This is a genomic window from Kribbella speibonae, from assembly GCF_004331375.1.
Classification (GTDB): Bacteria; Actinomycetota; Actinomycetes; order Propionibacteriales; family Kribbellaceae; genus Kribbella; species Kribbella sindirgiensis.
Genome location: NZ_SJKC01000001.1, coordinates 1,621,406 through 1,643,588, shown reverse-complemented (window position 1 = coordinate 1,643,588; position 22,183 = coordinate 1,621,406). Strand labels below are relative to the sequence as shown.

Genomic DNA, 22,183 nt, shown 5'->3' with positions numbered 1-22,183 from the left:
GACGACCTGGGTTGCTCCTGCCTATATTCAACACATCGGTTGATCAAGGGAATGGTTGATAAAGATGATGGTTGACGATGGTCAGCTCGACCGGTCGTTCGCGGCACTGGCCGACCCGGTCCGGCGAGCGATGATCGCGCGGCTGTCCCGCGGCCCGGCCACCGTGAACGAGCTGGCCGACCCGTTCCCGATCACCAAGCAGGCGGTGTCGCGGCACATCCAGGTGCTCGAGGCCGCCGGGCTGATCACCAGGACCCGGGACGGCCAGCGCCGCCCCTGCCACCTGGTGCCGGCCGCCCTCGAAGCCCTCACGAGCTGGATCGACGAGTACCGGCTCGAAACCGAACGCCGCTTCCGCCGGATGGAAGCACTACTGAAGGAGCAAGGATCATGAGCGGCACCACCATCAACACGCCCGCAGGCACCCCGTTCGTCGAGGTGACGCGGGAGTTCGCCGCCTCGCCGGCGCAGCTGTTCCGGGTCATGTCCGACCGCGACCTGGTGGCCGAGTGGCTCGGCCCGCGCGAACTCGACGCGACCATCGAGGAGTACGACGTACGCACCGGCGGCAAGTACCGGTACGTGCACCGCGACGACTCCGGTGAGTACGCGTTCCGCGGCGTCTTCCACACCGTCGAGCAGGACCGGCTGATCATCCAGACCTTCGAGTGGGAAGGCGCGCCGGGCGAGGTCTGCATCGAGAAGATGACACTCGAGCCGACCGAGAAGGGCGTCCGGCTGCACCAGCAGTCGGTGTTCCCGTCCGTCGAGGCCCGCGACCAGTCGATCGAGTACGGCATGGAGAGCGGCATCAACGACTCGATGGACCGCCTGGCCGAGCTGCTCGCCAAGGAGAGCTGATCATGAGCCAGGTCGTCGTCGACATCTCGGTGTCGCTGGACGGCTACGTCACCGGGCCCAACGCCGGGATCGGCAACGGGCTCGGTGACGGCGGCGACCCCATCCACGACTGGGTGTTCCACGGCACCTACGCGGACCGCGCCGTCCTCGACGCCGCGTTCGCATCGAGCGGCGCGGTCGTCCAGGGCCGGAACCTCTTCGACGTGATCGACGCCCCGGACGGGTGGAGCGACGAAATGGGGTACGGCGCGAAGCCGACCGGTGAGGTCAACCCGCCCGTCTTCGTCGTCACCCACACACCGCCCGCCAAGACTCGCCTGGGCGACCGGTTCCGCTTCGTCGGCAGCCCGGCCGAGGCGATCACCCAGGCCGCAGAAGTTGCCGGCAGCAAGGATGTCTACGTGATGGGCGGTGGACAGATCTGCCAGGCGGTGCTCGGCGAAGGACTGGCCGACGTACTGCGGTTGCACGTAGCTCCCGTCGTACTCGGAGGCGGGACCCGGCTGTTCCCCGCCGAGGCCGCGCCGGGGTACGCACTCGAACTGATCGACGCCGTGTCGACTCCCGCGGCGCAGCATCTGACCTACAAGGTGGTGAAGTAGTCATGGGCAACGTCATCGCAACTGCCGTCGTGTCACTGGACGGTTTCGTGGCCGACACCGAGGACGGCGTCGGGCCGCTGTTCGACTGGTACAACAACGGTCCGGTCGAGATCTACGGGACCGACCCGGGCCGGCCGTTCCACGTCAGCGCGGCGAGCGCGGAGTACATCGGCTCCACCTGGCCGAACGTGCGGTCGTGCATCATCGGCCGGCGGCTGTTCGACATCACCAACGGGTGGAACGGCGTCCCCGCGGTCGGCGAGCACGTCTTCGTCGTCACCCACGAACCGCCGACCGACTGGCCCTTCCCCGACGCCCCGTTCACCTTCGTCAACGGCATCGAGCAAGCGGTCGCCCAGGCCAAGGAGTACGCGGGCGACGCCGACGTCAGCATCACCGGCGGCAACCTCACCGGCCAAGCACTCGCCGCCGGCCTGGTCGACGAGATCGCCTACAACCTGGCCCCGGCCCTCCTCGGCGCCGGCCGCCGCTTCTTCGGCGACTACGTGGGTCCCGAACTCCTCCTCGACAACCCCCGCGTAGTAGAAGGCGACCGCGTCACCCACCTGCACTACCGCGTCAGCAAAGGGTGATCCGCGATCACGGTCCGGGAGCCCGGGGCGATCTCGGTGAAGCCGGCGTCCTGGACCACCGGGAGGTTGCTGGTGAGGAGCGTCTGCCAGTGCGCGGGAGTGGCCGTACGGACTGCGAGCGCGAAGTCCGTCTGCTGCCACTCCTTCCGCGCTTGCTCCGACAGCTCCCACCACGCGAGCTGGGCCGCGTGGCCGCACTGGGCCATCGCCTTGCCGCTGGACATCTCGAGGGTGGGGTTGAGCCAGAGGACCGGTACGCCGGGTTCGAGGGGCGGGAGGTCCGCGGTGTCCTCGAAGTCGGTGCCGGAGACCTGGAGCTTGAACAGGTCAGGCGGTACGTCGTCCACGCCCGTCGGCGGAAACACCCGCACCTCAGCTCCGGTTCCGTGGACTGTGATGCCTGGCAGCGCCTCGGCGCGGCGCCATTCGATGCCGCGGGCTCGCTTGGTGATCTTGCGGATGTGGTTGTCCTGCCACGCAGCCATCGCCTCGGCCCACTCCCCCTCGCCGTACGACCGCTCGTCGGCCAGGATCGCGAGCACCGCCCGCGCCGCGGTCTCCAACGCGTCCGTCTGACTCGGCCGCGCGTTCTTCTCGACCCGGATCACCAGCGTCAACACCTGTTCCACGCCGCGAGTCTGCCACGTCGACTCCGTACGGCAGGTTGTAGCGTGAGGGCATGCAGCAGTACCTGGATCTGTTGAGGCACGTGCTGGACAACGGGACCGAGAAGGGGGACCGGACCGGGACGGGCACGCTGAGCGTGTTCGGGTACCAGTCGCGGTACGACCTCACCCAGGGCTTCCCCGCGGTGACGACGAAGAAGCTGCATCTGCGGTCGGTGATCGGGGAGCTGATCTGGTTCCTCAGCGGCTCGACGAACGTCAAGTGGCTGCACGAGAACAACATCTCGATCTGGGACGAGTGGGCCGACGCCGACGGTGAGCTCGGTCCGGTGTACGGGTACCAGTGGCGGTCCTGGCCGACGCCCGACGGGCGGCACGTGGACCAGATCGCCAACCTGATCGCGTCGATCAAGAACAACCCGGACTCCCGCCGGCACATCGTGAACGCGTGGAACGTGGCCGACGTCGACGACATGGCGTTGCCGCCGTGTCACACCATGTTCCAGTTCTACGTCGCGGACGGCCGGCTGTCCTGCCAGCTGTACCAGCGGTCGGCCGACATCTTCCTGGGCGTGCCGTTCAACATCGCGTCGTACGCGCTGCTCACCCACATGGTCGCGCAGCAGACCGGGCTCGAGGTCGGTGACTTCGTGCACACGCTCGGCGACGCGCACCTGTACCTGAACCACCTGGACCAGGCCCGTCTGCAGCTGACCCGCGAGCCGCGTCCGCTGCCGACGCTCAACCTGACCAAGCGCGACTCGATCGACGGCTACGAGATCGCCGACGTCGAGCTGGTCGGCTACGACCCGCACCCGGGTATCAAGGCGCCCATCGCCGTATGACCGTCATCCTGATCGCCGCGGTCGGACGGAACGGTGTGATCGGGCGGGACAACGACCTGCCCTGGCGGATCCGCGAGGACCTGCAACGGTTCAAGCAGCTCACCCTCGGCCACACCCTCGTGATGGGCCGCAAGACGTACGACTCGATCGGCCGACCGCTCCCGGGACGCCGTACCGTCGTCGTCACCCGGCAACCCGACTGGTCCGCGGACGGCGTCGACGTCACGCACTCCCTCGAAGAGGCCTTGAAGTACGACGGCACGCTGTACGTCGCCGGCGGCGGCGAGATCTACCGCCAGGCCCTCCCGTACGCCGACACCCTCGAACTCACCGAGGTCGACCAGTCCCCCGACGGCGACGTCACCTTCCCGGCCCTCGACCCAGCGACCTGGACCGAGACCGCCCGCGACCCTCACGACGGCTTCGCTTTCGTTAGCTATCGCCGCAGCTAACAACGAGTAGGCAACGGGGTCACCAGGAAGACCTGGAACCGCGTAGATTGTGTGCGCGTCACGGAGGTATCCAGGGGCACCTCTCGGAGGGGAACACGATGACTGAAGCCGACAACACCGCTGCTCAGGCCGCTGCCGCGGCGCCGTTGCAGCCGCCGACGGCCACGGCACCGGGACTGATACTGACCGCGCCGGCACCGTCACAGCCGGTGGCGGAGACCGCTGCGCCGAGTATGGCGCCGGCGGTCGACCCGGCCGCGCTGCCGGGCCTGGACACCAAGGTGGACACCTTCCTGACCGCGCTGATGGCGGCCGAGCCGCGCTCGCCGGAGTTCGCGTCGAAGGCCAGTGACGTGCGGAGCATGGGCGACCTCGACATCCGCGCCGCGGCCGAGAGCTCGAACCGGCTGCTCCAGTCGCCGGTGCGCGCGCTCCAGGAAGGCGGCCTGTCGGAGGGCTCGACCGTCGGCAAGACGCTGCTCGAGCTGCGCCGTACGGTCGAGGACCTGGACCCGAAGGAAGCCACCGGGGTGAAGAAACTCCTCGGGATGATCCCGTTCGGGGACAAGCTCGAGGACTACTTCCGCAAGTACCAGACCGCCCAGAGCCACCTCGAGGGCATCCTGCACAGCCTGCGCAACGGCCAGGACGAGCTCGGCAAGGACAACGCCGCGCTGAACCTGGAGAAGCAACAACTCTGGGACGCGATGACGCGACTGAACCAGTATGTGTACGTCGCCGAGCGCCTCGACGCGCGGCTGTCCGCGGCGATCGCGGAGCTGGACGTGACGAACCCGGAGAAGGCGAAGGCGTTCCGCGAGGACGTGCTGTTCTACGTCCGGCAGAAGCACCAGGACCTTCTCACCCAGCTGGCCGTGTCGATCCAGAACTACCTGGCCATCGACATCGTGATCAAGAACAACATCGAGCTGATCAAGGGCGTCGACCGCGCGTCCACGACCACGGTGTCGGCGCTGCGGACGGCGGTCATCGTCGCGCAGGCGCTCGGCAACCAGAAGCTCGTCCTGGACCAGATCACCGCGCTGAACACCACCACCAGCGGCATGATCGAGCGCACCTCGCAGATGCTCAAGGACAACTCGGTGGCGATCCAGCAGCAGGCCGCGTCCGCGACGATCGGGCTGCCGCAGCTGCAGGCCGCGTTCGCGAACATCTACGCGACCATGGACGCGATCGACACGTTCAAGGGCGAGGCGCTGGACAACATGGCCGCCACGATCGGCACGCTGGAGAACGAGGTGACCAAGTCCCGCTCGTACCTGGACCGGGTCGCGAACCAGAACCAGCAGGTCGTCCACGGCAGCCTCGACCTCAACCTCGGTCGCTGAACCGCAGGGAACCACGAAAGGCTAGGGGACGGCTTTGGCGCTAGGTGACTTCTTCGCGCGGCTGACCGGTCGCAAGGAGGAGCCCGAGCCTGCCCCGGTCCCCAGGCCGCCGACGACCGACGACCTGCTGGCGGCGCTGGTTCGCGTCGAGCAGCTGGTCGCCGGCGGCGCCGTACCGGCCGTCGTCGCGTCGCGGGTCGCCCGGGTGGTCCGCGTCGTCCGGGAGACCATCCCGCGGCTCGGGAACCTGGGCGGCAGCCTGCAGGCGTACTCCGTGATGGCGACGGCGACCGACTACCTGCCGGAGGCGATCGGCGGGTACCTGCGGCTGCCGCGGCAGTGGGCCGACACGCGCCCGGTGGACCGCGGCAAGACGTCGCTGATGATCCTGATCGATCAGTTGGACCTCTTGGCCGCGACGATGGACAAAGTCTTCGACGCGGTGAACCGCGCCGACGCGGCGGCGCTGATCGCCCACGGCAGGTTCCTGCAGGAGAAGTTCGGCACCGGCTCCACCGGCGGAGGCTTGGCCCTCGGCCCGACCGAGTCGACCCCGCCGCCCGACCTGGGACCGGCGGGACCACTGGCACCACCACCTGGACGAGGAGGGTCATGAGCGGCGCGGGGGGCAAGTCTCTGCAGCAGGCGTTGTCCGAGCTGCTCGTGGTCGCCGGCCGCGCGGGTGTCGCGGACGACCGAGCCCGGTCGGAGGCGCTCGCCCTGGCGGCCGCACTGGCCGAATCGGCACCCGGAGCACCCGCCGACTGGGGCAAGGCGTTCGAGGGCGCGACGACGCAGGACTTCTTCGACGCCGCGGTCCGTGGCCGTCGCTGGCGGGGCGCGCCGACGGCTGTCCTCACCGAGCTGATCGCGAACGGTTCCGCGGAGAAGGCGGCGTACGCCGAGGCGCTCGCGGAGGTCGCGTCCGCGGCCTGCACGCTGGGCGAACCCACCATGCGGGTAGTAGGCAACGCGTCGGTGGCAGCCGCCGCCCAGCTCCAAGCTGCTGGTGCCCGTCCGCTCCAGGTTGCGTCAACCCCGCAGCAGAAGGCGCAGGAAGCACCACAAGAAGAAGCAGCAGCAGTAGAGGAAGAGCCTGCGAAGACGGTTGAGGAGCTGCTGGCCGAGCTGGATGAGCTGACCGGGCTGGCTCGGGTCAAGCGGGAGGTGCACCGGCAGGTCGCCGTACTGCGGGTCGAGAAGCTGCGGACCGAGGCAGGTCTGAAGAGTCCGACGATCACGCGGCACCTGGTGTTCGTGGGGAATCCGGGCACCGGGAAGACGACCGTCGCGCGGCTGGTGAGCGGTATCTACAAGGCGCTCGGCCTGCTGTCGAAGGGACAGCTGGTCGAGGTCGACCGCTCCGAGCTCGTCGCCGGCTACCTCGGGCAGACCGCGACGAAGACCGCTGAGGTCGTCGCGTCCGCGGCGGGCGGCGTGCTGTTCATCGACGAGGCGTACAGCCTGACCGCGGGCGACCTGGGCGCCGACCAGTACGGGCGGGAAGCCGTCGACACGCTGGTCAAGGAGATGGAGGACCGGCGCGACGACCTGGTCGTGATCGTCGCCGGGTACCCCGAGCCGATGGAAGTGTTCATCGCCGCGAACCCCGGGCTGGCCAGCCGCTTCCGGACCACGATCGAGTTCGAGAACTACAGCGACGACGAACTCACCGACATTCTCACCGGGCTCGCCGAGGCCGCGGACTACGAGCTGGTCCCGGAGGCGGTGGACAAGTTCCACGAGGTGCTCGCGGCGACCGCGCGGGACAGCTCGTTCGGCAACGGCCGGTTCGCGCGCAACGTGCTGGAGGCCGCGATCGGCCGGCACGCGTGGCGGCTCCGCGACGTACCGGCACCCACGACGGACCAACTGCGTCAGATCCTCGCCGAAGATCTGACCGAAGCACCCGTTGCGTCCGAAGAACCGAGGTCTCCAGCCCACGTTTCTTCGGACGTAAGCGAGCAGGCTGAGCAGATCGAGCGAGGAGAAGAGGCGTGACCCAGACGCAGAGTGCGCCGCCCGCGACCGTGCCGGCGGCCCCGCCGCCGGGCGCGACGCAGCCGGCGCCGAACGCCAGGACCGCCAACCCACGCGGCGCTGTCGCGCAGTGGTTCGAAGGTACGCCGGGCCGGATGCGCGCGTTCCTGATCCTGGCCGCGGCGATGAGCGTGGTGTTCGGCCTCGCCGCCGCGCAGGGCTTCAGCCAGTCCGAAGGCGCCCTCGACCGCGCCCAGGCGAACACCGCGCAACTGGTCCGCATCCAGGCGATCCACACCAACCTGGTGAGCGCGAACGCCGATGCCACCAACGCGTTCCTGGTCGGCGGTCTCGAACCGCCCGACCAGCGTGCGCACTTCGTCAACTCGCTGGCCGCGGCCGCCGGGCTGATCGCCGAGGCCGCGACCGCGCAGCCCGCGGACCGCGACGTGCTCGGCGCGCTGAACAAGACGCTGATCACGTACGGCGGACTCATCGAGCAGGCCCGCGCCAACAACCGCCAGGGCCTCCCGATCGGTTCGCAGTACCTGAAGGACGCGAACTCGGTACTGCAGGACGACTCGCTGCCGCTGGTGAAAGCACTGGTCGAGGCGAACGAGAAGCGCGTCGACACCGAGTTCGACGGAATCAGCAAAGGCACCATCTGGGTCCTCGTCGGCGGCCTGCTGAGCCTGGTGATCTTCGCGATCACGCTCCGCTGGCTGGCCCGCCGTACGCACCGCTACCTCAACGTCCCGATCGCCGCCGGCGCCGCCATTGTCCTGCTGACCACCGTCATCGGCGGGGTCGCACTCGCCGGCGCGTCGAGCTCCGCGAAGGACACCCGCAGTGCCGAGTACGACCGCACCCTGGCGCTGTCCCGGGCCCGGATCGCGGCGTACGACGCACGCTCGAACGAGAGCCTGACCTTGATCGCGCGGGGCTCCGGCGACGCGTTCGACAAGGCGTACACGGCGGCGGCCGCCCAGGTGGACGAGCAGCTGGGCAAGGTCGGCGGCAGCGGCGGCAACCTGCAGCAGCTGTGGACCGCCTACAAGGCCGTGCACACCAAGGTGCGGACGGCCGACGGCACGGAGGGCAACTGGGACGGCGCCGTCGCGATGGCCGTCGGCAAGAACACGGCCGACAACTCGGTCGCGACGTTCAAGGCCTTCGACTCCTCGTCCAACCAGCAGCTGACGCGGACGAGTACCGCCGTGCAGAGCGAACTGAAGGATGCGCGCGACGGCCTCCCGCCGATCGGCTGGCTCGGCGTACCGATCGGCATCCTGGCCGCGCTCCTGGTCGCCTGGGGCATGTCGCAGCGACTGGAGGAGTACCGATGAAGAAACTGATCCCACTAGCCGCCGCCACCGCCCTCCTCCTCACCGCCTGCGGCAACGGCAACTACACCGCCACCCAGATCCCGGCGAAGCCTTCGCCCTCGGTCGCCCCCGCGGCCACGCCGGCGCAGGAGAACTGCAAGGGCATCGATGCACTCGCGTCGTTCAAGCCGGACGGCCCGTTGCCGGATCCGACCGGGCCGATGCCGGCCGGCACCTGGATGGAGACCATCAAGAAGCGCGGCCGGCTGATCGCCGGTGTGTCTGCGGACAGCTACAACCTCGGCTACCGGGACCCGATCACCGGTCAGATCCAGGGTTTCGACATCGACATGATCTACGCGGTCGCGGACGCGATCTTCGGCAAACCCGCGACCGGCCAGCCGCACAAGGTCGAGCTGCGGGTCATCTCCAGCCCGGCCCGGATCCCCTCCCTGCGCGACACCAAGAACCCGGTCGACATCGTCGCCCGGAACATGACCATCAACTGTGCGCGCTGGGAGCAGATCGCGTTCTCGGCCGAGTACTACCGCTCCGGCCAGAAGACGCTGGTGCAGCTCGACTCGAAGGCCGAGACCGCCGACGACCTGTCCGACCAGACGATCTGCGCTCCGGCCGGGTCGACCAGCCTGGACAACCTGAAGAAGCGGAATCCGAAGATCAAGCCGATCACGGCCGACACCGACACCGGATGCCTGGTGCTGTTCCAGCAGGGCAAGGCGCAGGGGATCAGCGGTGACGACACGGTGCTCGCCGGCGACGTCGCACAGGACCCGTATGCCAAGGTGCTCAAGGAGCGGTTCAGCGAAGAGCCGTACGGTCTGGGCATCTCACTGCTGCACCCGGAGTTCGTGAAGTTCGTGAACGGTGTGCTCGAGCAGATCAAGGTCAACGGCTACTGGAAGGCGTCGTACGACAGATGGTTGGAGCCGGCCCTCGGTAAGGCGCCGGTGCCGCCCACACCCTTGTACGGCCGACCGATTCCGCCGCAATGACCGTTCGTACGCCGATTGTTTCGGCTCCTGCGCCGCCGGGGCGGATGGGGAGCAGCGTTCCTGCTACGGAGCTGCTCTCTTATCTTGGTGCGCTTGGGGAGTGGCGGGATCGGCGGAAGGCGGAGCTGGACGAGCTGGATCAGGCTGCCTTGCATTCGCCCGACGGGGACGCGCTGAGTGCCGACATTGTGCTCAGCATGACGGTCTGGAAGGCGGTCTCGGACCGGTACGAGTTGATCCTGGTCACCTGGGACTCGGGCCGGGTCGGGCAGCAGGAGACCGAGCGGATCTCCACGCTGATCTGGGGCGGCCTGGACGCCGGCGGCGCGGGCGGTTCGCTGGCCGTTTCGTTGCCTGAGGCCTGCAAGTTGTCGGACGCGCTGGCGTCCAGCCTGCGCGCGAAGCTCGCGCTCCAGCCCGGTGACGCCGATCTCGCAGCCCGGCTGCGGCAGCTGAGGGCTCAGGTGGAGCGGATCAGCGACCTGGTCAAGCAGGAGCCGGCGAACGTCCGCAACGACGCGCTCGCCAAGCACCACGACCTCGATCGCCGGCTCGTCGACCTGACCGACCGCAACAAGCGCGGCGCCGACATCGGCGGCCTGATCGGCCCGCTCGACCAGGATGCCGCGAAGGTCGAACGGGATCTGATCGTCGGTGCCGCCACCCGCAAGGAGCGCGCCGCCGACGTCGCCCGGGCCCGCACAGTACGCAGCGAGCTGGAAGCACAAGGCACGGCTGTGCGCGCGTTGGCGGACAAGGCGGTCGCCACGGTCAGTCCGGCGCCGCGCCTCGCCGTACCGGATGTGACCGCGCTCGGGGCGGTGCCGAACACCCCGGCCGAGCTGGCGAAGTACCTGACCCGGCTGGACGCCGTACGGCGGGCGCTCGGTCAGGCGCAGGCGGCGTACGGGGCTGCCCTGCAACGACGTGACGAGCTGGCCCAACTGCTGGACGCCTATCTGGTGAAGGCGGCAAGTGTTGCCCCGGGCAACGAAGATCTCGCCGAGCTGTACCGGCGCGGCCGAGCGGTGATCGAGACCGAGCCGGTGGAACTGGCTCGCCTCGGCGCACTGGTAGCGGCCTACCAGGCCTACCTGGAAGGGACGAAATGACGACCAACACCGCCTGCACCCAGCCGGGCTGTACCGGCTCCATCGTGGACGGGTACTGCGACGTCTGCGGCTCCCCCGCCGCGCCGAGCGCCCAACCGTCGACCGCAGCCCCGGCCACTGGGAAGTGCACGCAGCCGGGGTGCACCGGGACGTACGTCGACGGGTACTGCGACGTGTGCGGCTCGCCCGCCCCGGACGGCGGCATGGCGGCCGACCCGGACCCGATCAGTACGGTGTCGACCGTCTCCCGCGCCTCCAACCGGCTGGCCTCGACGCCACTCGGCTCGGCGCGGGCGCAACAGGCCGGCTCGAAGCTGACCCGCAAGCTCGGTACGTCGTCCACCCGGCTGCGCGGCGCGCGGCTCGGCGCCGGGCTGACCCATGTGCCGACGATCCCGGCGATCGATGCGAGCAAGGCGATCCTGGCCAACCCGATGGTCCCGGAGGACCGCCGGAACTGTCCGAGCTGCGGCCACGCGGTCGGGCGCTCCCGCAACGGTCAGCCGGGCCGGACCGAGGGGTTCTGCCCGAACTGCCGCAACCGGTTCTCGTTCTCGCCGAAGCTGCACGACGGCGACCTGGTCGGCGGGCAGTACCTGGTCCGCGGCTGCCTGGCGCACGGCGGTTTCGGCTGGATCTACCTGGCCCAGGACCAGAACGTGTCCAACCGCTGGGTGGTCCTGAAGGGCCTGCTGAACTCCGAGGACCCGGACGCGGTCGCGGCCGCGATCGCCGAGCAGCAGTTCCTGGCCCGGGTCGAGCACCCGCTGATCGTCGAGATCTACAACTTCGTCACCCACGACGGCGCCGGCTACATCGTCATGGAGTACGTCGGCGGCACCTCGCTGAAGACCCTGCTCAAACAGCGGATGGCCGCCAACAACGGCCAGTACGACGCACTGCCGATCGACCAGGCGATCGCGTACCTGCTGGAGATCCTGCCGGCGTTCTCGTACCTGCACGATCTCGGCCTGGTGTACTGCGACTTCAAGCCGGACAACATCATCCAGGTCGGTGACGCGGTCAAGCTGATCGACCTCGGCGGTGTCCGGCGGATCGACGACCTGGACTCGGCGATCTACGGCACGGTCGGCTTCCAGGCACCCGAGGTGGCCGAGGTCGGCCCGTCGATCGCCTCCGACATCTACACGCTCGGCCGGACGCTGTGCGTGCTGGCGATGGAGTTCCGCGGCTACCAGAGCCGGTACGTCGACGCGCTGCCGCCGGTCGCCGACGTACCGCTCTTCCAGAAGTACGACTCGGTGTATCGCCTGCTGGCCAAGGCCTGCGCGAAGGACCCCGCGGACCGGTTCCAGTCCGCGGACGAGTTCCGCGTGCAGCTGCTCGGCGTACTGCGGGAGGTCGTGGCTGACAAGCAGGGCGTGAAGGCGGCCCAGCACTCGGCGTCGTCGCTCCTGTTCGGTACGCCGGGCGACAGGTCCGCCGGTCTGGGCGAGGCGGCCCTGCCGTGGCAGCAGCTGCCGTCGCTGGCGCCGGACGACAGCGACAAGATGGCCGGCTGGCTCAAGACGGTCAGTGTGCCGGACCCGGCCGAGCGTCTGGACCTGCTGGTCAACGCGCCGGAGCAGTCGCCGCAGACGCTTCTCGAGGTCGCTGAGGCTGCTCTCGAGGTCGGACCGGAGCGCTACGACATGGTCGACACCGCTGTCGCTGACCTGCTCAACGCGGACCCGTGGGAGTGGCGAGCGGTCTGGATGGCCGGACTGGTCGCCCTGGCGCGTGGCGACTCCAAGGCAGCCCAGTCCGCGTTCAACGCGGTCTACGGCCAGGTGCCGGGTGAGCTGGCGCCCAAGCTCGCGCTGGCGATCTCCTGCGAGCACAGCGGCGAGTTCGACGTTGCCGAGGGCCTCTACCTCACCTGCGCGCGCACCGACGCCAACTACATCGCCCCGTCGGCGTTCGGCCTGACCAACATCAGGACCTCGCGCAACGACCTGGACGGCGCGCTCAACGCACTCGAACTCGTACCGCCGACCAGCGGCGCGTACGTACGGGCTCGTCGCCAGCGAGCCGGTGTGCTGGCAGGATCGGGGCGTGGCCTTCCCGCGCTCGCCCAGGCGATGGACAGCATCGCGACGCTGACCATCGACCCGGTCGACCGGGCCAACCTGGCCGCGAACGTGTTCCGGACCGCGCTCGCCGAGGTCCAGCAGTCCGGTCCGCAGGAAGCTCTGCGGATCGACGGACGGGCAGCCACCGAGACCTCCCTGCGGGACGGGCTCGAGGCCACCTACCGGCTGCTGGCCGACCAGGCGCAGACCCGGCCGGAACGGATCGCCCTGGTCGACCAGGCCAACGAGGTTCGAGGATGGACGTTGCGATGACGAGTACGACCGACACGGTCTGCCCCAGCTGCGGCGGGGCGGTGTCCCAAGCGGACCTGTTCTGCGAGGCCTGCGGCGCCGAGCTGAAGCCGGGGACCGCCCCGACCTCACCGGCCCTGGACACCGACACCGAGCCGACCGTGGAGATCGGCGCGGTGCCCGGGCCGGAGGCTGCAGCCGCTGCCGGCCCGTGCAGGTCGTGCGGTGGCACCGTCGGCGCGGACGGGTACTGCGAGACCTGCGGCACCAAGGCGGCCAAGCCGCGTGACCACTTCGAGGAGCAGCCCGCTCCGTGGGTGGCCGGGGTGTGCGACCGCGGCATCCGGCACAGCCGGAACGAGGACGCGATGGCCATCGCCGCGGACGCCGAGCCAGGCAGCCGGGCGCTGCTGGTGGTGTGCGACGGCGTCAGCTCGTCACTCGACTCCGACGTCGCCTCGCTGGCGGCCGCCCGGGCGGCGCGTGAGGTGCTCGAGGCCGGTCGCGCGCAGGGCCTCGGCACCGACTCGTCACGGGCGAGCGCGACCGCGGCCCGGCTCAAGGCGGCGGCCGACGCGGCGAGTGACGCCGTACTCGACAACACCAGTCCGGACAGCCCGAACCCGGCGTCCTGCACGTTCGTCGCGGCCGTCCTGGAGGACGGGCTGCTGGTCGCGGGCAGTGTCGGCGACAGCCGTGCGTACTGGTTCCCGGACGCAGGCGAGCCGGTCGCACTGACCGTCGACGACTCGTGGGCCGCCGAGCTGATCGCCACCGGGGTCACGCGCGAGGAGGCCGAGTCCGGACCGCACGCACACGCGATCACCCGTTGGCTGGGCAAGGACGCGCCGGACCACACGCCCCGGACCACGACGCAGCAGGTGAGCGGTCCGGGCTGGCTGCTGGTCTGCTCGGACGGCCTCTGGAACTACTGCTCCGAGGCGGCACCGCTGGCCGACCTCGTACGTCAGACAGCTGCGGACAAGGGCGGCGAACCGCTGGCCACCGCGTCCGCCCTGGTTGACTGGGCCAACGCCCAGGGCGGTCAGGACAACATCACCGTCGCGCTCGCACGCATTTAAGGGAGAGGGACCCGAGATGGCCGACTTCACCGCCTCCGTTTACCAGAACGAGTTCCTGCCGGACGGCGGGACCGACGTGCACGCCATCGTCACGGTGAACTGCACCGGCGCCGGCGCCGCAGGGCAGTCCGGCAGCGGCGACGCGGGCGAGATCATCATCGTCGACACGTCCGGCTCGATGGGTCGCGACGGTGTCCAGGCGGCGGCGTACGCCGCGCAGACCGCGCTCGACCAGATCCTCGACGGTGTCTGGTTCGCGGTGATCTCCGGCAACGACCGCGCGCAGCTGGCGTTCCCGCCGTCCGCGGAGCCGGTGATGGTCAAGATGGACCCGTACACCCGGCAGGCCGCCAAGGACGCCGTGTCGCGGTTCTACGCCGACGGCGGGACCGCGATGGGCACCTGGCTGCGGCTCGCTTCCCGGGTGTTCGCCACCGTGCCGTCGCTGACCCAGAAGCACGCGCTTCTGCTGACCGACGGCGAGAACCAGCACGAGACTCCCGAGGTGCTGACCCAGACGATCCAGGCGGTCACCGGCCAGTTCCAGTGCGATGCCCGTGGCGTCGGCGTGGCCTGGCAGGTCGACGAGGTACGGCGGATCGCGCAGGCGCTGCTCGGCACTGTCGACATCATCCCGGCACCGAACCAGCTGGCCGAGGAGTTCGCGAAGATCATCCAGAACGCGATGAGCCGTGGTGTCGCGCAGGCCGATCTGCGCGTCTGGGCACCGCAGGGCGCCGAGGTGCTGTTCGTCCGGCAGGTCGCACCGACGGTCGAGGACCTGACGTCGCGGCGTACGGCGATCAACCCGTTGACGGGGTCGTACCCGACCGGCTCCTGGGGCGACGAGTCCCGCGACTACCACGTGGCGATCCGGCTGGCCGCGAAGGCGGTCGGGCAGGAGCAGCTCGCCGCTCGCGTGCAGCTGGTGCTGGGCAACGACACCGTCGCGCAGGGCCTGGTGAAGGCGCTGTGGTCCGCGGACGAGGCGCTCACCACCCGGATCAGCCCGGAGGTCGCGCACTACACCGGGCAGACCGAGCTGGCGCAGGCGATTCAGGACGGTCTGGCCGCGAAGGCGGTCGGCGACACGGCGACCGCGACCACGAAGCTCGGTCGCGCGGTGCAACTCGCTGCGCAGACCGGCAACGAAGAGGCGACCACGCGGCTGCGGAAGGTTGTCGAGATCGACGACCAGGATACGGGTACGGTGCGGCTGAAGCGGACGGTCGAGAAAGCCGACGAGATGGCGCTCGACACGGCCTCCACCAAGACCACCCGGGTGCGGAAATGACCGTGAACTGTCCCAGCGGACACCCCTCCACCTCCACCGACTACTGCGACGTCTGCGGGCTCCCAATCCCCGCAGACGCCGGCGCAGCGGCTCCCGCAGCCAACACCCCCGCGGGCAGCACTCCCGCGGCCAACGCTCCGGCGGGTCCTGGGGCAGGTGCCGGCTCCTCCGCGGTCACCTCAGACCCGGCGGCGCCCGCTGCCCCGTCGGTGCAAACGTGCCCAAACTGCTCTGAGCCTGCCGCCCCCGACGCGCTGTTCTGCGAAAGCTGCGGCTACGACTTCACCACCGGCACCATGCCACGCCCGGCCTCGTCACTCGACCTGTCGTCCGGTCCGGTTCCCGCGACGCCACCGCCGACCCCGTCGGCACCAGCCGCGCTGGCCGAGTGGGTCGTCGAGCGCTGGGTCGACCCGGACTGGTACGCCGTACAGCAGAGCGACGACCCGTGTCCGTCACCGGGACTGCCCACCGTGATCCCGCTGACCGAGAAGAGCCTGCTGATCGGCCGGCCGTCCCGTAGCCGCGGGATCTCGCCGGAGATCGACTGCGGCGACGACACTGGCGTGAGCCGCCGCCAGGCCCAGCTGACCACCGACGGCCAGCGCTGGTGGGTGGAGGACCTGCAGTCCTCCAACGGCACGTACGTCGCCTCTGCCGCCGGACCGCTCCCGGAGACCCCGATCATCCCGGGCCAGCGCCAGGAGCTGAACCCGGACGACCGTGTGTACGTCGGCGCCTGGACCCGCCTCGTGGTCCGCAAGGCGACCCCGGAAGAGCAGGCCGGACAGGCCTAGTTCACGTCGTCGCGCCGGGCTGGGTCTGTTGGGTCCAGCCCGGTAGCGGGTTGAAGCACAGCCACTCGATCACGGCCGAACCGATCACGATCGGGAGCGCCCACGCCCACCACTGGTGCGGCAGGGAGACGACGGCGATCGCGGTCCACAGTGCGATCCAGCCGCCGCCGTACCCGCGCAGCACGCCGCGGTACCAGAGCCCGCCGGGAGCCTCGGCGGCGCGCTGGCCGACGTACACGAACAGGTACGACGCGATCGTGATCGGCCAGAAGTACCAGAGCCGGTCCCAGTCGTAGGGGACCATCACCAGCGCGGTCAGGCAGACCAGCGCGATCGCCCAGTGGTAGACCTCGCCGGCCCAGTTCAGCCCGCGGCGGCGCAGCGTGAGCACGATCGCCAACGGGCCGAACACGACCGCGAAGACACCGGCCAGGACATGCAAGATCAGGGCGATGTCACGCATCGCCCCGCTCCCCCAGAACTCTCTGACATGTCAGGGAGCATAGGGATTCGGGGCGTGCGCGTCTCTACCTCACGGCTCAGTTCTCCGGGAAGGCCAGCACGCGGCGGACCGCGAACTTCCGGTACCCCTGACGCTCGAAACTCTTCGCCATCGGGACGTTGCCGAAGTCGGTGTCGGCCCGGATCTGCTCGGCGCCGGTCTCCGCCAACTGGTGCGTGAGGTCGGCCAGCAGGTCGTTGATCAGCCCTTTGCCGCGGTGCTCGGGGACGACGCCGAGGTACCCGACAACCGGCCCGCCCGCGTTCGCCGACGGCACGTGGAACCCGATCAGCTCACCATCACCGTCGTACGCGAGCCGCCACCAGTCCCGGTCACCCGGCATCGACTTGTACATCGCCACCTCTTCACGGGCCGCCTCCTCGGCGCCCAGGCGCGCGATCTCCCGCGCGGTGGCGGCGTCCAGGCTGCCCTCGCTGACCCGACGGAACACGTCGACGAACGCCTCGTCGTCGGCCGGCTCGAACTTCAGCCGCGTGGGCCGCTCCGGCAGCCCGTACTCAGGCTTCCATTCGTAGCGCAGCCGATCGGTGATCCCGGTCAGCCCGACCGCCGCGGCCGCCTCACTCCGCACCTGCAGCGCGGTGACGACCTCGGCATCGTCCTGCCAGTCGCTGTCCAGGAAGAAGTGGTACTCCGGCGGCTCGGCATCAGCCGGCCGGGACGCGACGGCGTACTTCAGCAGCTCGGTCCACACCGGGACCGGATCACCGTCGCCGGCGTAGTACAGGCCGTCGATGCTGTACGGGTGGGTCTCGCCCGGAGCGCCCCACCAGATCACCAGGGCCTGGATCGCACCGTCCTCCTCGACGACCCAGTTCCAGGCGTGCTTGTAGTAGCCGGCGGCAACGTACTCGCGGTACCGCTCGAGAGTCACGGTGTTGACGGACTTCTGCTCGATCAGAGCGAACATGGTGTCGAGGTCGGCCTCGACGGTGTTGCGGATGGTCACAGATCCTCCAGCAGGAGGCGCGCTGCTCCGCTCAGTGCGAGCTGTGCGAGCGGATCGGGCGCGCCGGGAAACAAGTCAGTGTGTTCATCGGTCGCTCCTTCCGCTCCGGGATCTCTCTCGCCGCGCCAGAGCCTAGGTGTCCGAGGGGTCATAGTCCACCTGTTATTCACAGCTGGGATGTACCGGGGTCGTTCCGGGCGGGAAGCCTCCGGGCATGAGAACCCTCATCGCCGCCGCGACCCTCGCTGTCACCACAGCCCTGGGCCCCACGGCCTACGCCGCCCCAACCCCTTCTCACACCTCGTCGTACGTCACCGCGATCGACACCTGCGCGCTCAGTTCGTTGCCTCCGGAGGCCTCGGACACCCTCGACCTGATCCACTCCGGCGGGCCGTTCCCGTACGACCAGGACGGCACCGTCTTCTCGAACCGGGAGGGCATCCTCCCGGACGAGTCCAGCGGGTACTACCACGAGTACACCGTGATCACGCCCGGCTCCCCCGACCGCGGCGCCCGCCGGCTGGTCGGCGGCGGCGCGATGACCACACCCGCACACGTCTACTACACCAGCGACCACTACAGCTCCTTCTGCGAGGTCGACGAAGAACGCTGAGCTGGCTGCGAGTAATGTCGTCGGCACGTTGAGTGATCAGGAGGATCTTCTGCGATGCCGACTCTGCGTCCTACCGTTGCCGGTCTGCTGCTGACCGCAGCACTGCTCGTCTTCGGCCGGCCCGAACCCGGGCTGGCCGAAGCGACCGGCGACCCGTTGAAGCTCACCACCGGGTTCTACGTCGACCCGGCCTCACCCGCGGCTGCCTACGTACGGCGGCATCCGGAGGACACCGAGCTCGCGTCGAAGATCGCCGCGCAGGCGTCGGCGCGGTGGGTCGGCGCGTGGAGCGGGGACGTGCAGGCGGGCGTGACGGCGTACACGACGGCGGCCGACAAGGCGGGCAAGCTGCCGGTGCTGGTGACGGACAACCTCCCGGGCCGGCAGTGCGGGATCGGCGGCGGGGCCGCGTCGGGCGCGGCGTACCGGACGTGGATCGCGGCGGTGTCGGCCGGGATCGGGACACGGCCCGCGGTGGTGGTGCTCGAGCCGGACGCGCTGGCGCGGCTGGACTGCTACCCGACATCGGAGTGGGACGCGCGGATCGCGCTACTGAAGTACGCCGTGGGGGTGCTGGCGGTGAAGAACCCGAATACGTGGACGTACCTCGACGCCGGGAACGTGACGTCGGGTGACGCGAAGGAGATGGCGCGGCGGCTGCGGCTCGCGGATGTCGGCAAGGTCCGCGGGTTCGCGCTGAACACCGCGAACTACTTCACCACCGAGCAGTCCGTCACCCGCGGCACCGAGATCCTGCAGGCCCTCGGCGGCGGCACCCACTACGTCATCGACACCAGCCGCAACGGCAACGGCTCCGACGGCAGCTCCTGCAACCCACCCGCCCGCAAACTCGGCACACCCCCGGCCCGGACCGCGGCCCCGGTAGACCTGCACCTCTGGCTCCGCACCCCCGGCGAATCCGACGGCCCCTGCGGCCTCACCCCAGACCTCCCCACGCGCACGTTCTCCCCCGTACTGGCCCACCACCTGATCACCGGCAGCTGACCCCCACAACACAAAAGGTCCCGGGCGTTCGCCCGGGACCTTCTGCTGTGTGCTGTTGGACTACTTCTGGATCAGAAGTCCATGCCGCCCATGTCGGGCGCGCCGCCCGGAGCGGCTGCTGCCTTCTCCGGCTTGTCGGCGATGACGGCCTCGGTGGTGAGGAACAGGGCCGCGATGGACGCCGCGTTCTGCAGCGCCGAGCGCGTCACCTTGGCCGGGTCGATGATGCCCTTGGCGATCAGGTCGACGTACTCACCGGTCGCGGCGTTCAGACCGTGACCCGGCTCGAGGTTGCGGACCTTCTCCACCACGACGCCGCCCTCGAGGCCGGCGTTCACGGCGATCTGCTTCAGCGGGGCCTCGACGGCCGAGCGCACGATCTGCGCACCGGTCGCCTCGTCACCCTCGAGCTCCAGCTTCTCGAAGGCCGCGACGGACGCCTGCAGCAGCGCGACCCCACCACCGGCGACGATGCCCTCCTCGACGGCCGCCTTCGCGTTGCGAACGGCGTCCTCGATGCGGTGCTTGCGCTCCTTCAGCTCGACCTCGGTGGCCGCGCCGACCTTGATGACCGCAACGCCGCCGGCCAGCTTGGCCAGCCGCTCCTGCAGCTTCTCGCGGTCGTAGTCGGAGTCCGACTTCTCGATCTCGGCGCGGATCTGGTTCACCCGGCCGGTGATCTGGTCGGCGTCGCCCGAGCCCTCGACGATGGTCGTCTCGTCCTTGGTGACGACGATCTTGCGGGCCTGGCCGAGCAGCTCGAGGTCGACGGTGTCGAGCTTGAGGCCGACCTCCTCGGAGATCACCTCGCCGCCGGTGAGGACGGCGATGTCGACCAGCATGGCCTTGCGGCGGTCACCGAAGCCCGGCGCCTTGACGGCGACGGCCTTGAAGGTGCCCTTGATCTTGTTCACGACCAGGGTGGCCAGGGCCTCGCCCTCGACGTCCTCGGCGATGATGGCCAGCGGCTTGCCGGTCTGCATGACCTTCTCCAGCACCGGGACCAGGTCCTTGATGCTGCCGATCTTGCTGTTCACGACCAGGATGTACGGGTCGTCGAGGACGGCCTCCATCCGGTCCGTGTCGGTCACGAAGTACGGCGAGATGTAGCCCTTGTCGAAGCGCATACCCTCGGTGAGCTCGAGCTCGAGGCCGAAGGTGTTGCTCTCCTCGACGGTGATGACACCTTCCTTGCCGACCTTGTCCATCGCCTCGGCGATGATCGAGCCGACCTGGGTGTCCGCGGCCGAGATGGACGCGGTCGCCGCGATCTGCTCGCGGGTCTCGACCGGCTTGGCCAGCGCCAGCAGCTGCTCGCTGACGGCCTCGGTCGCCTTCTCGATGCCCTTCTTCAGGCCCATCGGGTTGGCGCCGGCGGCGACGTTGCGCAGCCCCTCGCGGACGAGGGCCTGGGCCAGCACGGTGGCGGTGGTCGTACCGTCACCCGCGACGTCGTCGGTCTTCTTGGCAACTTCCTTGACGAGCTCGGCCCCGATCTTCTCGTACGGGTCCTCGAGCTCGATCTCCTTGGCGATGGAGACGCCGTCGTTGGTGATCGTGGGTGCGCCCCACTTCTTCTCCAGCACGACGTTGCGGCCCTTCGGGCCGAGCGTCACCTTGACGGCGTCGGCGAGGGTGTTCATTCCCCGCTCGAGGCCGCGGCGCGCCTCTTCATCGAAAGCAATCAGCTTGGGCATTCTCCGCGAGTCCTCCCGCGTCGAGTCTTTGTGGTCCAGCCGGCCCGATGCCCGCGACGGACGGCACCGGCCCGCGACGCTCATGTCCCGCCGCGCTCCAGCACCTCATCGAAGCCGTCTTCTTGCACACTCCACCGGACACGAGCGCTTATCACTCTCACCCATGGAGTGCTAACCAAGTATTAGCACTCGACCCAAACGAGTGCAAGCCAGCCCCCGCTACGGTGGGCCCCATGGTGAACGTACGCCCGGCCGGCCCGGACGCCTGGCCCGACGTCCAGGCGGTGATGGGCGAGCGCGGCGACCCCTCCCGCTGCTTCTGCCAGTACTTCCGCCTCCGCGGCAAGGCGTGGTCCGCCAGCAGCCCGGAGAACAACCGTGCGGGCCTGAGGAGCCAGGTCTGTGACGGCGAGCAGGCACCGGGCGTTCTCGCGTACGACGGGAGCGCACCGGTCGGGTGGTGCGCCGCCGGACCGCGTACGACGTACCCGCGGGTCGAGGCCTCGCCCAACTGGCGCACGGACCACCCGGACGCCTGGGTGATCACCTGCTTCGTCGTACCGGTCGGGCACCGGCGGCAGGGCATCGCCGGGGAGTTGGTGCACGGGGCTCTCGAGCTGGCACGCTCGTACGGCGCCGGCACCGTCGAGGCCTGCGCCGTCGACACCGCTGTGGCGGGTCGCATCCCGTCCGCCGACCTGTATCGCGGCCCGCTGTCCGTCTACCTGGACGCAGGCTTCACCGAAGTCAGCCGCACCAGCCCGCAGTGGGTCCTGGTCCGCGCTACCCCACGTCCAGCTGGGCGATCAGGTACTTCGGGGCGGTGAGGCGCCAGGCTTCGGTGACCAGTTCGGTGAGCTCGTCCTCGTCCGCCTGCTCCACCTGGATCAGGATCCAGGCGAAGCGGCCGCCCTCCCAGGACGGCGTGTAGACCTCCGGGTTCTCCGCGACGAGGGCCTCCTGCTCCTCGCGGAGCGCCTTGAGGTGCAGGCGGGTCTGGTCCTCGGACAGGTACGCGAAGCTCTTGTTGCGGACCTTGAAGACCGGCTGTCCCGCCCACCCCTCCTGCTCCTCGGCGCCCGGCAGCGCCGCCATCACCTTCACCACCGCCTGGACATCCATATCGAGGAGGCTAGGCGTG

24 protein-coding genes are annotated in these 22,183 nt (G+C 69.5%); 19 read left to right on the top strand and 5 right to left on the bottom strand.

Annotated elements, in window-relative coordinates:
* Positions 1 to 64 precede the first annotated feature (64 nt).
* The 4 genes from E0H92_RS08255 to E0H92_RS08240 are packed head-to-tail and all read left to right on the top strand — an operon-like array spanning position 65 to position 2,056.
* The gene (locus E0H92_RS08255; RefSeq protein ID WP_131465940.1) at positions 65 to 394 is read left to right on the top strand and encodes an ArsR/SmtB family transcription factor; all 330 of its coding nucleotides are present in this window, start codon (positions 65 to 67) and stop codon (positions 392 to 394) included.
* Positions 391 to 861, top strand: coding sequence for an SRPBCC domain-containing protein (locus E0H92_RS08250; RefSeq protein ID WP_131465938.1), 471 nt, complete (start codon positions 391 to 393; stop codon positions 859 to 861). The genes E0H92_RS08255 and E0H92_RS08250 overlap by 4 nt, the downstream gene beginning before the upstream one ends.
* A gap of 2 nt (positions 862 to 863) precedes the next feature.
* On the top strand, positions 864 to 1,463 hold the full coding sequence (locus E0H92_RS08245; RefSeq protein ID WP_131465936.1) for a dihydrofolate reductase family protein: 600 nt from the start codon (positions 864 to 866) through the stop codon (positions 1,461 to 1,463).
* A 2-nt stretch (positions 1,464 to 1,465) separates the two neighbouring features.
* Entirely contained in the window at positions 1,466 to 2,056 is a 591-nt protein-coding gene (locus E0H92_RS08240) for a dihydrofolate reductase family protein (protein ID WP_131465934.1), read from the top strand.
* On the opposite strand, the gene E0H92_RS08235 is transcribed toward E0H92_RS08240, so the two are convergent.
* Positions 2,035 to 2,685 carry a peptidyl-tRNA hydrolase gene (locus tag E0H92_RS08235; RefSeq protein WP_131495845.1) on the bottom strand — a complete coding sequence of 217 codons (651 nt, stop codon included), beginning with the start codon at positions 2,683 to 2,685 and terminating at the stop codon, positions 2,035 to 2,037. The genes E0H92_RS08240 and E0H92_RS08235 overlap by 22 nt on opposite strands.
* Before the next feature lie 50 nt (positions 2,686 to 2,735).
* Between E0H92_RS08235 and E0H92_RS08230 the strand changes: the two genes are divergently transcribed.
* The 12 genes from E0H92_RS08230 (at position 2,736) to E0H92_RS44955 (ending at position 16,255) form a co-directional block, all read left to right on the top strand.
* On the top strand, positions 2,736 to 3,527 hold the full coding sequence (locus E0H92_RS08230; RefSeq protein WP_131286204.1) for a thymidylate synthase: 792 nt from the start codon (positions 2,736 to 2,738) through the stop codon (positions 3,525 to 3,527).
* Entirely contained in the window at positions 3,524 to 3,979 is a 456-nt protein-coding gene (locus tag E0H92_RS08225) for a dihydrofolate reductase (RefSeq protein WP_131465930.1), read from the top strand. The genes E0H92_RS08230 and E0H92_RS08225 overlap by 4 nt, the downstream gene beginning before the upstream one ends.
* 98 nt (positions 3,980 to 4,077) lie before the next feature.
* Entirely contained in the window at positions 4,078 to 5,328 is a 1,251-nt protein-coding gene (locus E0H92_RS08220) for a toxic anion resistance protein (protein ID WP_131465928.1), read from the top strand.
* A 34-nt stretch (positions 5,329 to 5,362) separates the two neighbouring features.
* Positions 5,363 to 5,944 (top strand): hypothetical protein, encoded by a 582-nt coding sequence (locus E0H92_RS08215; protein ID WP_131465926.1) that lies wholly within the window; start codon positions 5,363 to 5,365, stop codon positions 5,942 to 5,944.
* The gene (locus E0H92_RS08210; protein ID WP_131495844.1) at positions 5,941 to 7,329 is read left to right on the top strand and encodes an AAA family ATPase; all 1,389 of its coding nucleotides are present in this window, start codon (positions 5,941 to 5,943) and stop codon (positions 7,327 to 7,329) included. The genes E0H92_RS08215 and E0H92_RS08210 overlap by 4 nt, the downstream gene beginning before the upstream one ends.
* The gene (locus E0H92_RS08205) at positions 7,326 to 8,654 is read left to right on the top strand and encodes a hypothetical protein (protein WP_131495843.1); all 1,329 of its coding nucleotides are present in this window, start codon (positions 7,326 to 7,328) and stop codon (positions 8,652 to 8,654) included. Before E0H92_RS08210 ends, E0H92_RS08205 begins: the two co-directional genes overlap by 4 nt.
* Positions 8,651 to 9,646: a glutamate ABC transporter substrate-binding protein gene (locus E0H92_RS08200; RefSeq protein WP_131495842.1), complete on the top strand. Its 996-nt coding sequence runs from the start codon at positions 8,651 to 8,653 to the stop codon at positions 9,644 to 9,646. Before E0H92_RS08205 ends, E0H92_RS08200 begins: the two co-directional genes overlap by 4 nt.
* A gap of 197 nt (positions 9,647 to 9,843) precedes the next feature.
* Entirely contained in the window at positions 9,844 to 10,758 is a 915-nt protein-coding gene (locus E0H92_RS08195; protein ID WP_238173344.1) for a hypothetical protein, read from the top strand.
* Positions 10,755 to 13,103 carry a serine/threonine-protein kinase gene (locus E0H92_RS08190; RefSeq protein WP_131495840.1) on the top strand — a complete coding sequence of 783 codons (2,349 nt, stop codon included), beginning with the start codon at positions 10,755 to 10,757 and terminating at the stop codon, positions 13,101 to 13,103. Before E0H92_RS08195 ends, E0H92_RS08190 begins: the two co-directional genes overlap by 4 nt.
* Entirely contained in the window at positions 13,088 to 14,164 is a 1,077-nt protein-coding gene (locus E0H92_RS08185) for a PP2C family protein-serine/threonine phosphatase (protein WP_131465915.1), read from the top strand. Before E0H92_RS08190 ends, E0H92_RS08185 begins: the two co-directional genes overlap by 16 nt.
* Positions 14,165 to 14,180: 16 nt before the next feature.
* A complete protein-coding gene (locus E0H92_RS08180) occupies positions 14,181 to 15,458 on the top strand; it encodes a vWA domain-containing protein (protein ID WP_131465913.1) in 1,278 nt (425 codons plus the stop codon).
* A 296-nt stretch (positions 15,459 to 15,754) separates the two neighbouring features.
* Positions 15,755 to 16,255: an FHA domain-containing protein gene (locus tag E0H92_RS44955; protein ID WP_238153136.1), complete on the top strand. Its 501-nt coding sequence runs from the start codon at positions 15,755 to 15,757 to the stop codon at positions 16,253 to 16,255.
* Between the two features lies 1 nt (position 16,256).
* Here E0H92_RS44955 and E0H92_RS08170 read toward each other — a convergent pair whose 3' ends face one another.
* Both E0H92_RS08170 and E0H92_RS08165 read right to left on the bottom strand, forming a co-directional pair.
* The gene (locus E0H92_RS08170; RefSeq protein ID WP_131465909.1) at positions 16,257 to 16,718 is read right to left on the bottom strand and encodes a hypothetical protein; all 462 of its coding nucleotides are present in this window, start codon (positions 16,716 to 16,718) and stop codon (positions 16,257 to 16,259) included.
* Positions 16,719 to 16,794: 76 nt separating this feature from the next.
* Entirely contained in the window at positions 16,795 to 17,727 is a 933-nt protein-coding gene (locus E0H92_RS08165; RefSeq protein ID WP_131495839.1) for a GNAT family N-acetyltransferase, read from the bottom strand.
* Between the two features lie 214 nt (positions 17,728 to 17,941).
* On the opposite strand from E0H92_RS08165, the gene E0H92_RS08160 reads away from it, so the two are divergent.
* Positions 17,942 to 18,340 carry a guanyl-specific ribonuclease gene (locus E0H92_RS08160; RefSeq protein WP_131495838.1) on the top strand — a complete coding sequence of 133 codons (399 nt, stop codon included), beginning with the start codon at positions 17,942 to 17,944 and terminating at the stop codon, positions 18,338 to 18,340.
* A gap of 54 nt (positions 18,341 to 18,394) precedes the next feature.
* Positions 18,395 to 19,345, top strand: a complete 951-nt coding sequence (locus E0H92_RS08155) for a glycoside hydrolase family 6 protein (RefSeq protein WP_131495837.1) — start codon at positions 18,395 to 18,397, stop codon at positions 19,343 to 19,345.
* A gap of 71 nt (positions 19,346 to 19,416) precedes the next feature.
* On the opposite strand, the gene groL is transcribed toward E0H92_RS08155, so the two are convergent.
* A complete protein-coding gene (gene groL, locus E0H92_RS08150; RefSeq protein ID WP_131495836.1) occupies positions 19,417 to 21,042 on the bottom strand; it encodes a chaperonin GroEL in 1,626 nt (541 codons plus the stop codon).
* A 233-nt stretch (positions 21,043 to 21,275) separates the two neighbouring features.
* Here groL and E0H92_RS08145 point away from each other — a divergent pair, with 233 nt between their 5' ends.
* Positions 21,276 to 21,869 (top strand): GNAT family N-acetyltransferase, encoded by a 594-nt coding sequence (locus E0H92_RS08145; protein ID WP_165549722.1) that lies wholly within the window; start codon positions 21,276 to 21,278, stop codon positions 21,867 to 21,869.
* Here the strand turns inward: E0H92_RS08145 and E0H92_RS08140 are convergent.
* The gene (locus E0H92_RS08140; RefSeq protein ID WP_131495834.1) at positions 21,826 to 22,164 is read right to left on the bottom strand and encodes an MmcQ/YjbR family DNA-binding protein; all 339 of its coding nucleotides are present in this window, start codon (positions 22,162 to 22,164) and stop codon (positions 21,826 to 21,828) included. The two genes, E0H92_RS08145 and E0H92_RS08140, sit on opposite strands and share 44 nt — an antisense overlap.
* Positions 22,165 to 22,183 lie beyond the last annotated feature (19 nt).

Coding starts and splice junctions, on each gene's coding strand:
- E0H92_RS08210 (WP_131495844.1), top strand. CDS start 5,941: ATGAGCGGCGCGGGGGGCAAGTCTCTGCAGCAGGCGTTGTCCGAGCTG.
- E0H92_RS08220 (WP_131465928.1), top strand. CDS start 4,078: ATGACTGAAGCCGACAACACCGCTGCTCAGGCCGCTGCCGCGGCGCCG.
- E0H92_RS08160 (WP_131495838.1), top strand. CDS start 17,942: ATGAGAACCCTCATCGCCGCCGCGACCCTCGCTGTCACCACAGCCCTG.
- E0H92_RS08225 (WP_131465930.1), top strand. CDS start 3,524: ATGACCGTCATCCTGATCGCCGCGGTCGGACGGAACGGTGTGATCGGG.
- E0H92_RS08200 (WP_131495842.1), top strand. CDS start 8,651: ATGAAGAAACTGATCCCACTAGCCGCCGCCACCGCCCTCCTCCTCACC.
- E0H92_RS08180 (WP_131465913.1), top strand. CDS start 14,181: ATGGCCGACTTCACCGCCTCCGTTTACCAGAACGAGTTCCTGCCGGAC.
- groL (WP_131495836.1), bottom strand. CDS start 21,042: ATGCCCAAGCTGATTGCTTTCGATGAAGAGGCGCGCCGCGGCCTCGAG.
- E0H92_RS44955 (WP_238153136.1), top strand. CDS start 15,755: ATGCCACGCCCGGCCTCGTCACTCGACCTGTCGTCCGGTCCGGTTCCC.
- E0H92_RS08170 (WP_131465909.1), bottom strand. CDS start 16,718: ATGCGTGACATCGCCCTGATCTTGCATGTCCTGGCCGGTGTCTTCGCG.
- E0H92_RS08145 (WP_165549722.1), top strand. CDS start 21,276: ATGGTGAACGTACGCCCGGCCGGCCCGGACGCCTGGCCCGACGTCCAG.
- E0H92_RS08190 (WP_131495840.1), top strand. CDS start 10,755: ATGACGACCAACACCGCCTGCACCCAGCCGGGCTGTACCGGCTCCATC.
- E0H92_RS08230 (WP_131286204.1), top strand. CDS start 2,736: ATGCAGCAGTACCTGGATCTGTTGAGGCACGTGCTGGACAACGGGACC.
- E0H92_RS08195 (WP_238173344.1), top strand. CDS start 9,844: ATGACGGTCTGGAAGGCGGTCTCGGACCGGTACGAGTTGATCCTGGTC.
- E0H92_RS08240 (WP_131465934.1), top strand. CDS start 1,466: ATGGGCAACGTCATCGCAACTGCCGTCGTGTCACTGGACGGTTTCGTG.
- E0H92_RS08155 (WP_131495837.1), top strand. CDS start 18,395: ATGCCGACTCTGCGTCCTACCGTTGCCGGTCTGCTGCTGACCGCAGCA.
- E0H92_RS08245 (WP_131465936.1), top strand. CDS start 864: ATGAGCCAGGTCGTCGTCGACATCTCGGTGTCGCTGGACGGCTACGTC.
- E0H92_RS08140 (WP_131495834.1), bottom strand. CDS start 22,164: ATGGATGTCCAGGCGGTGGTGAAGGTGATGGCGGCGCTGCCGGGCGCC.
- E0H92_RS08185 (WP_131465915.1), top strand. CDS start 13,088: ATGGACGTTGCGATGACGAGTACGACCGACACGGTCTGCCCCAGCTGC.
- E0H92_RS08255 (WP_131465940.1), top strand. CDS start 65: ATGATGGTTGACGATGGTCAGCTCGACCGGTCGTTCGCGGCACTGGCC.
- E0H92_RS08250 (WP_131465938.1), top strand. CDS start 391: ATGAGCGGCACCACCATCAACACGCCCGCAGGCACCCCGTTCGTCGAG.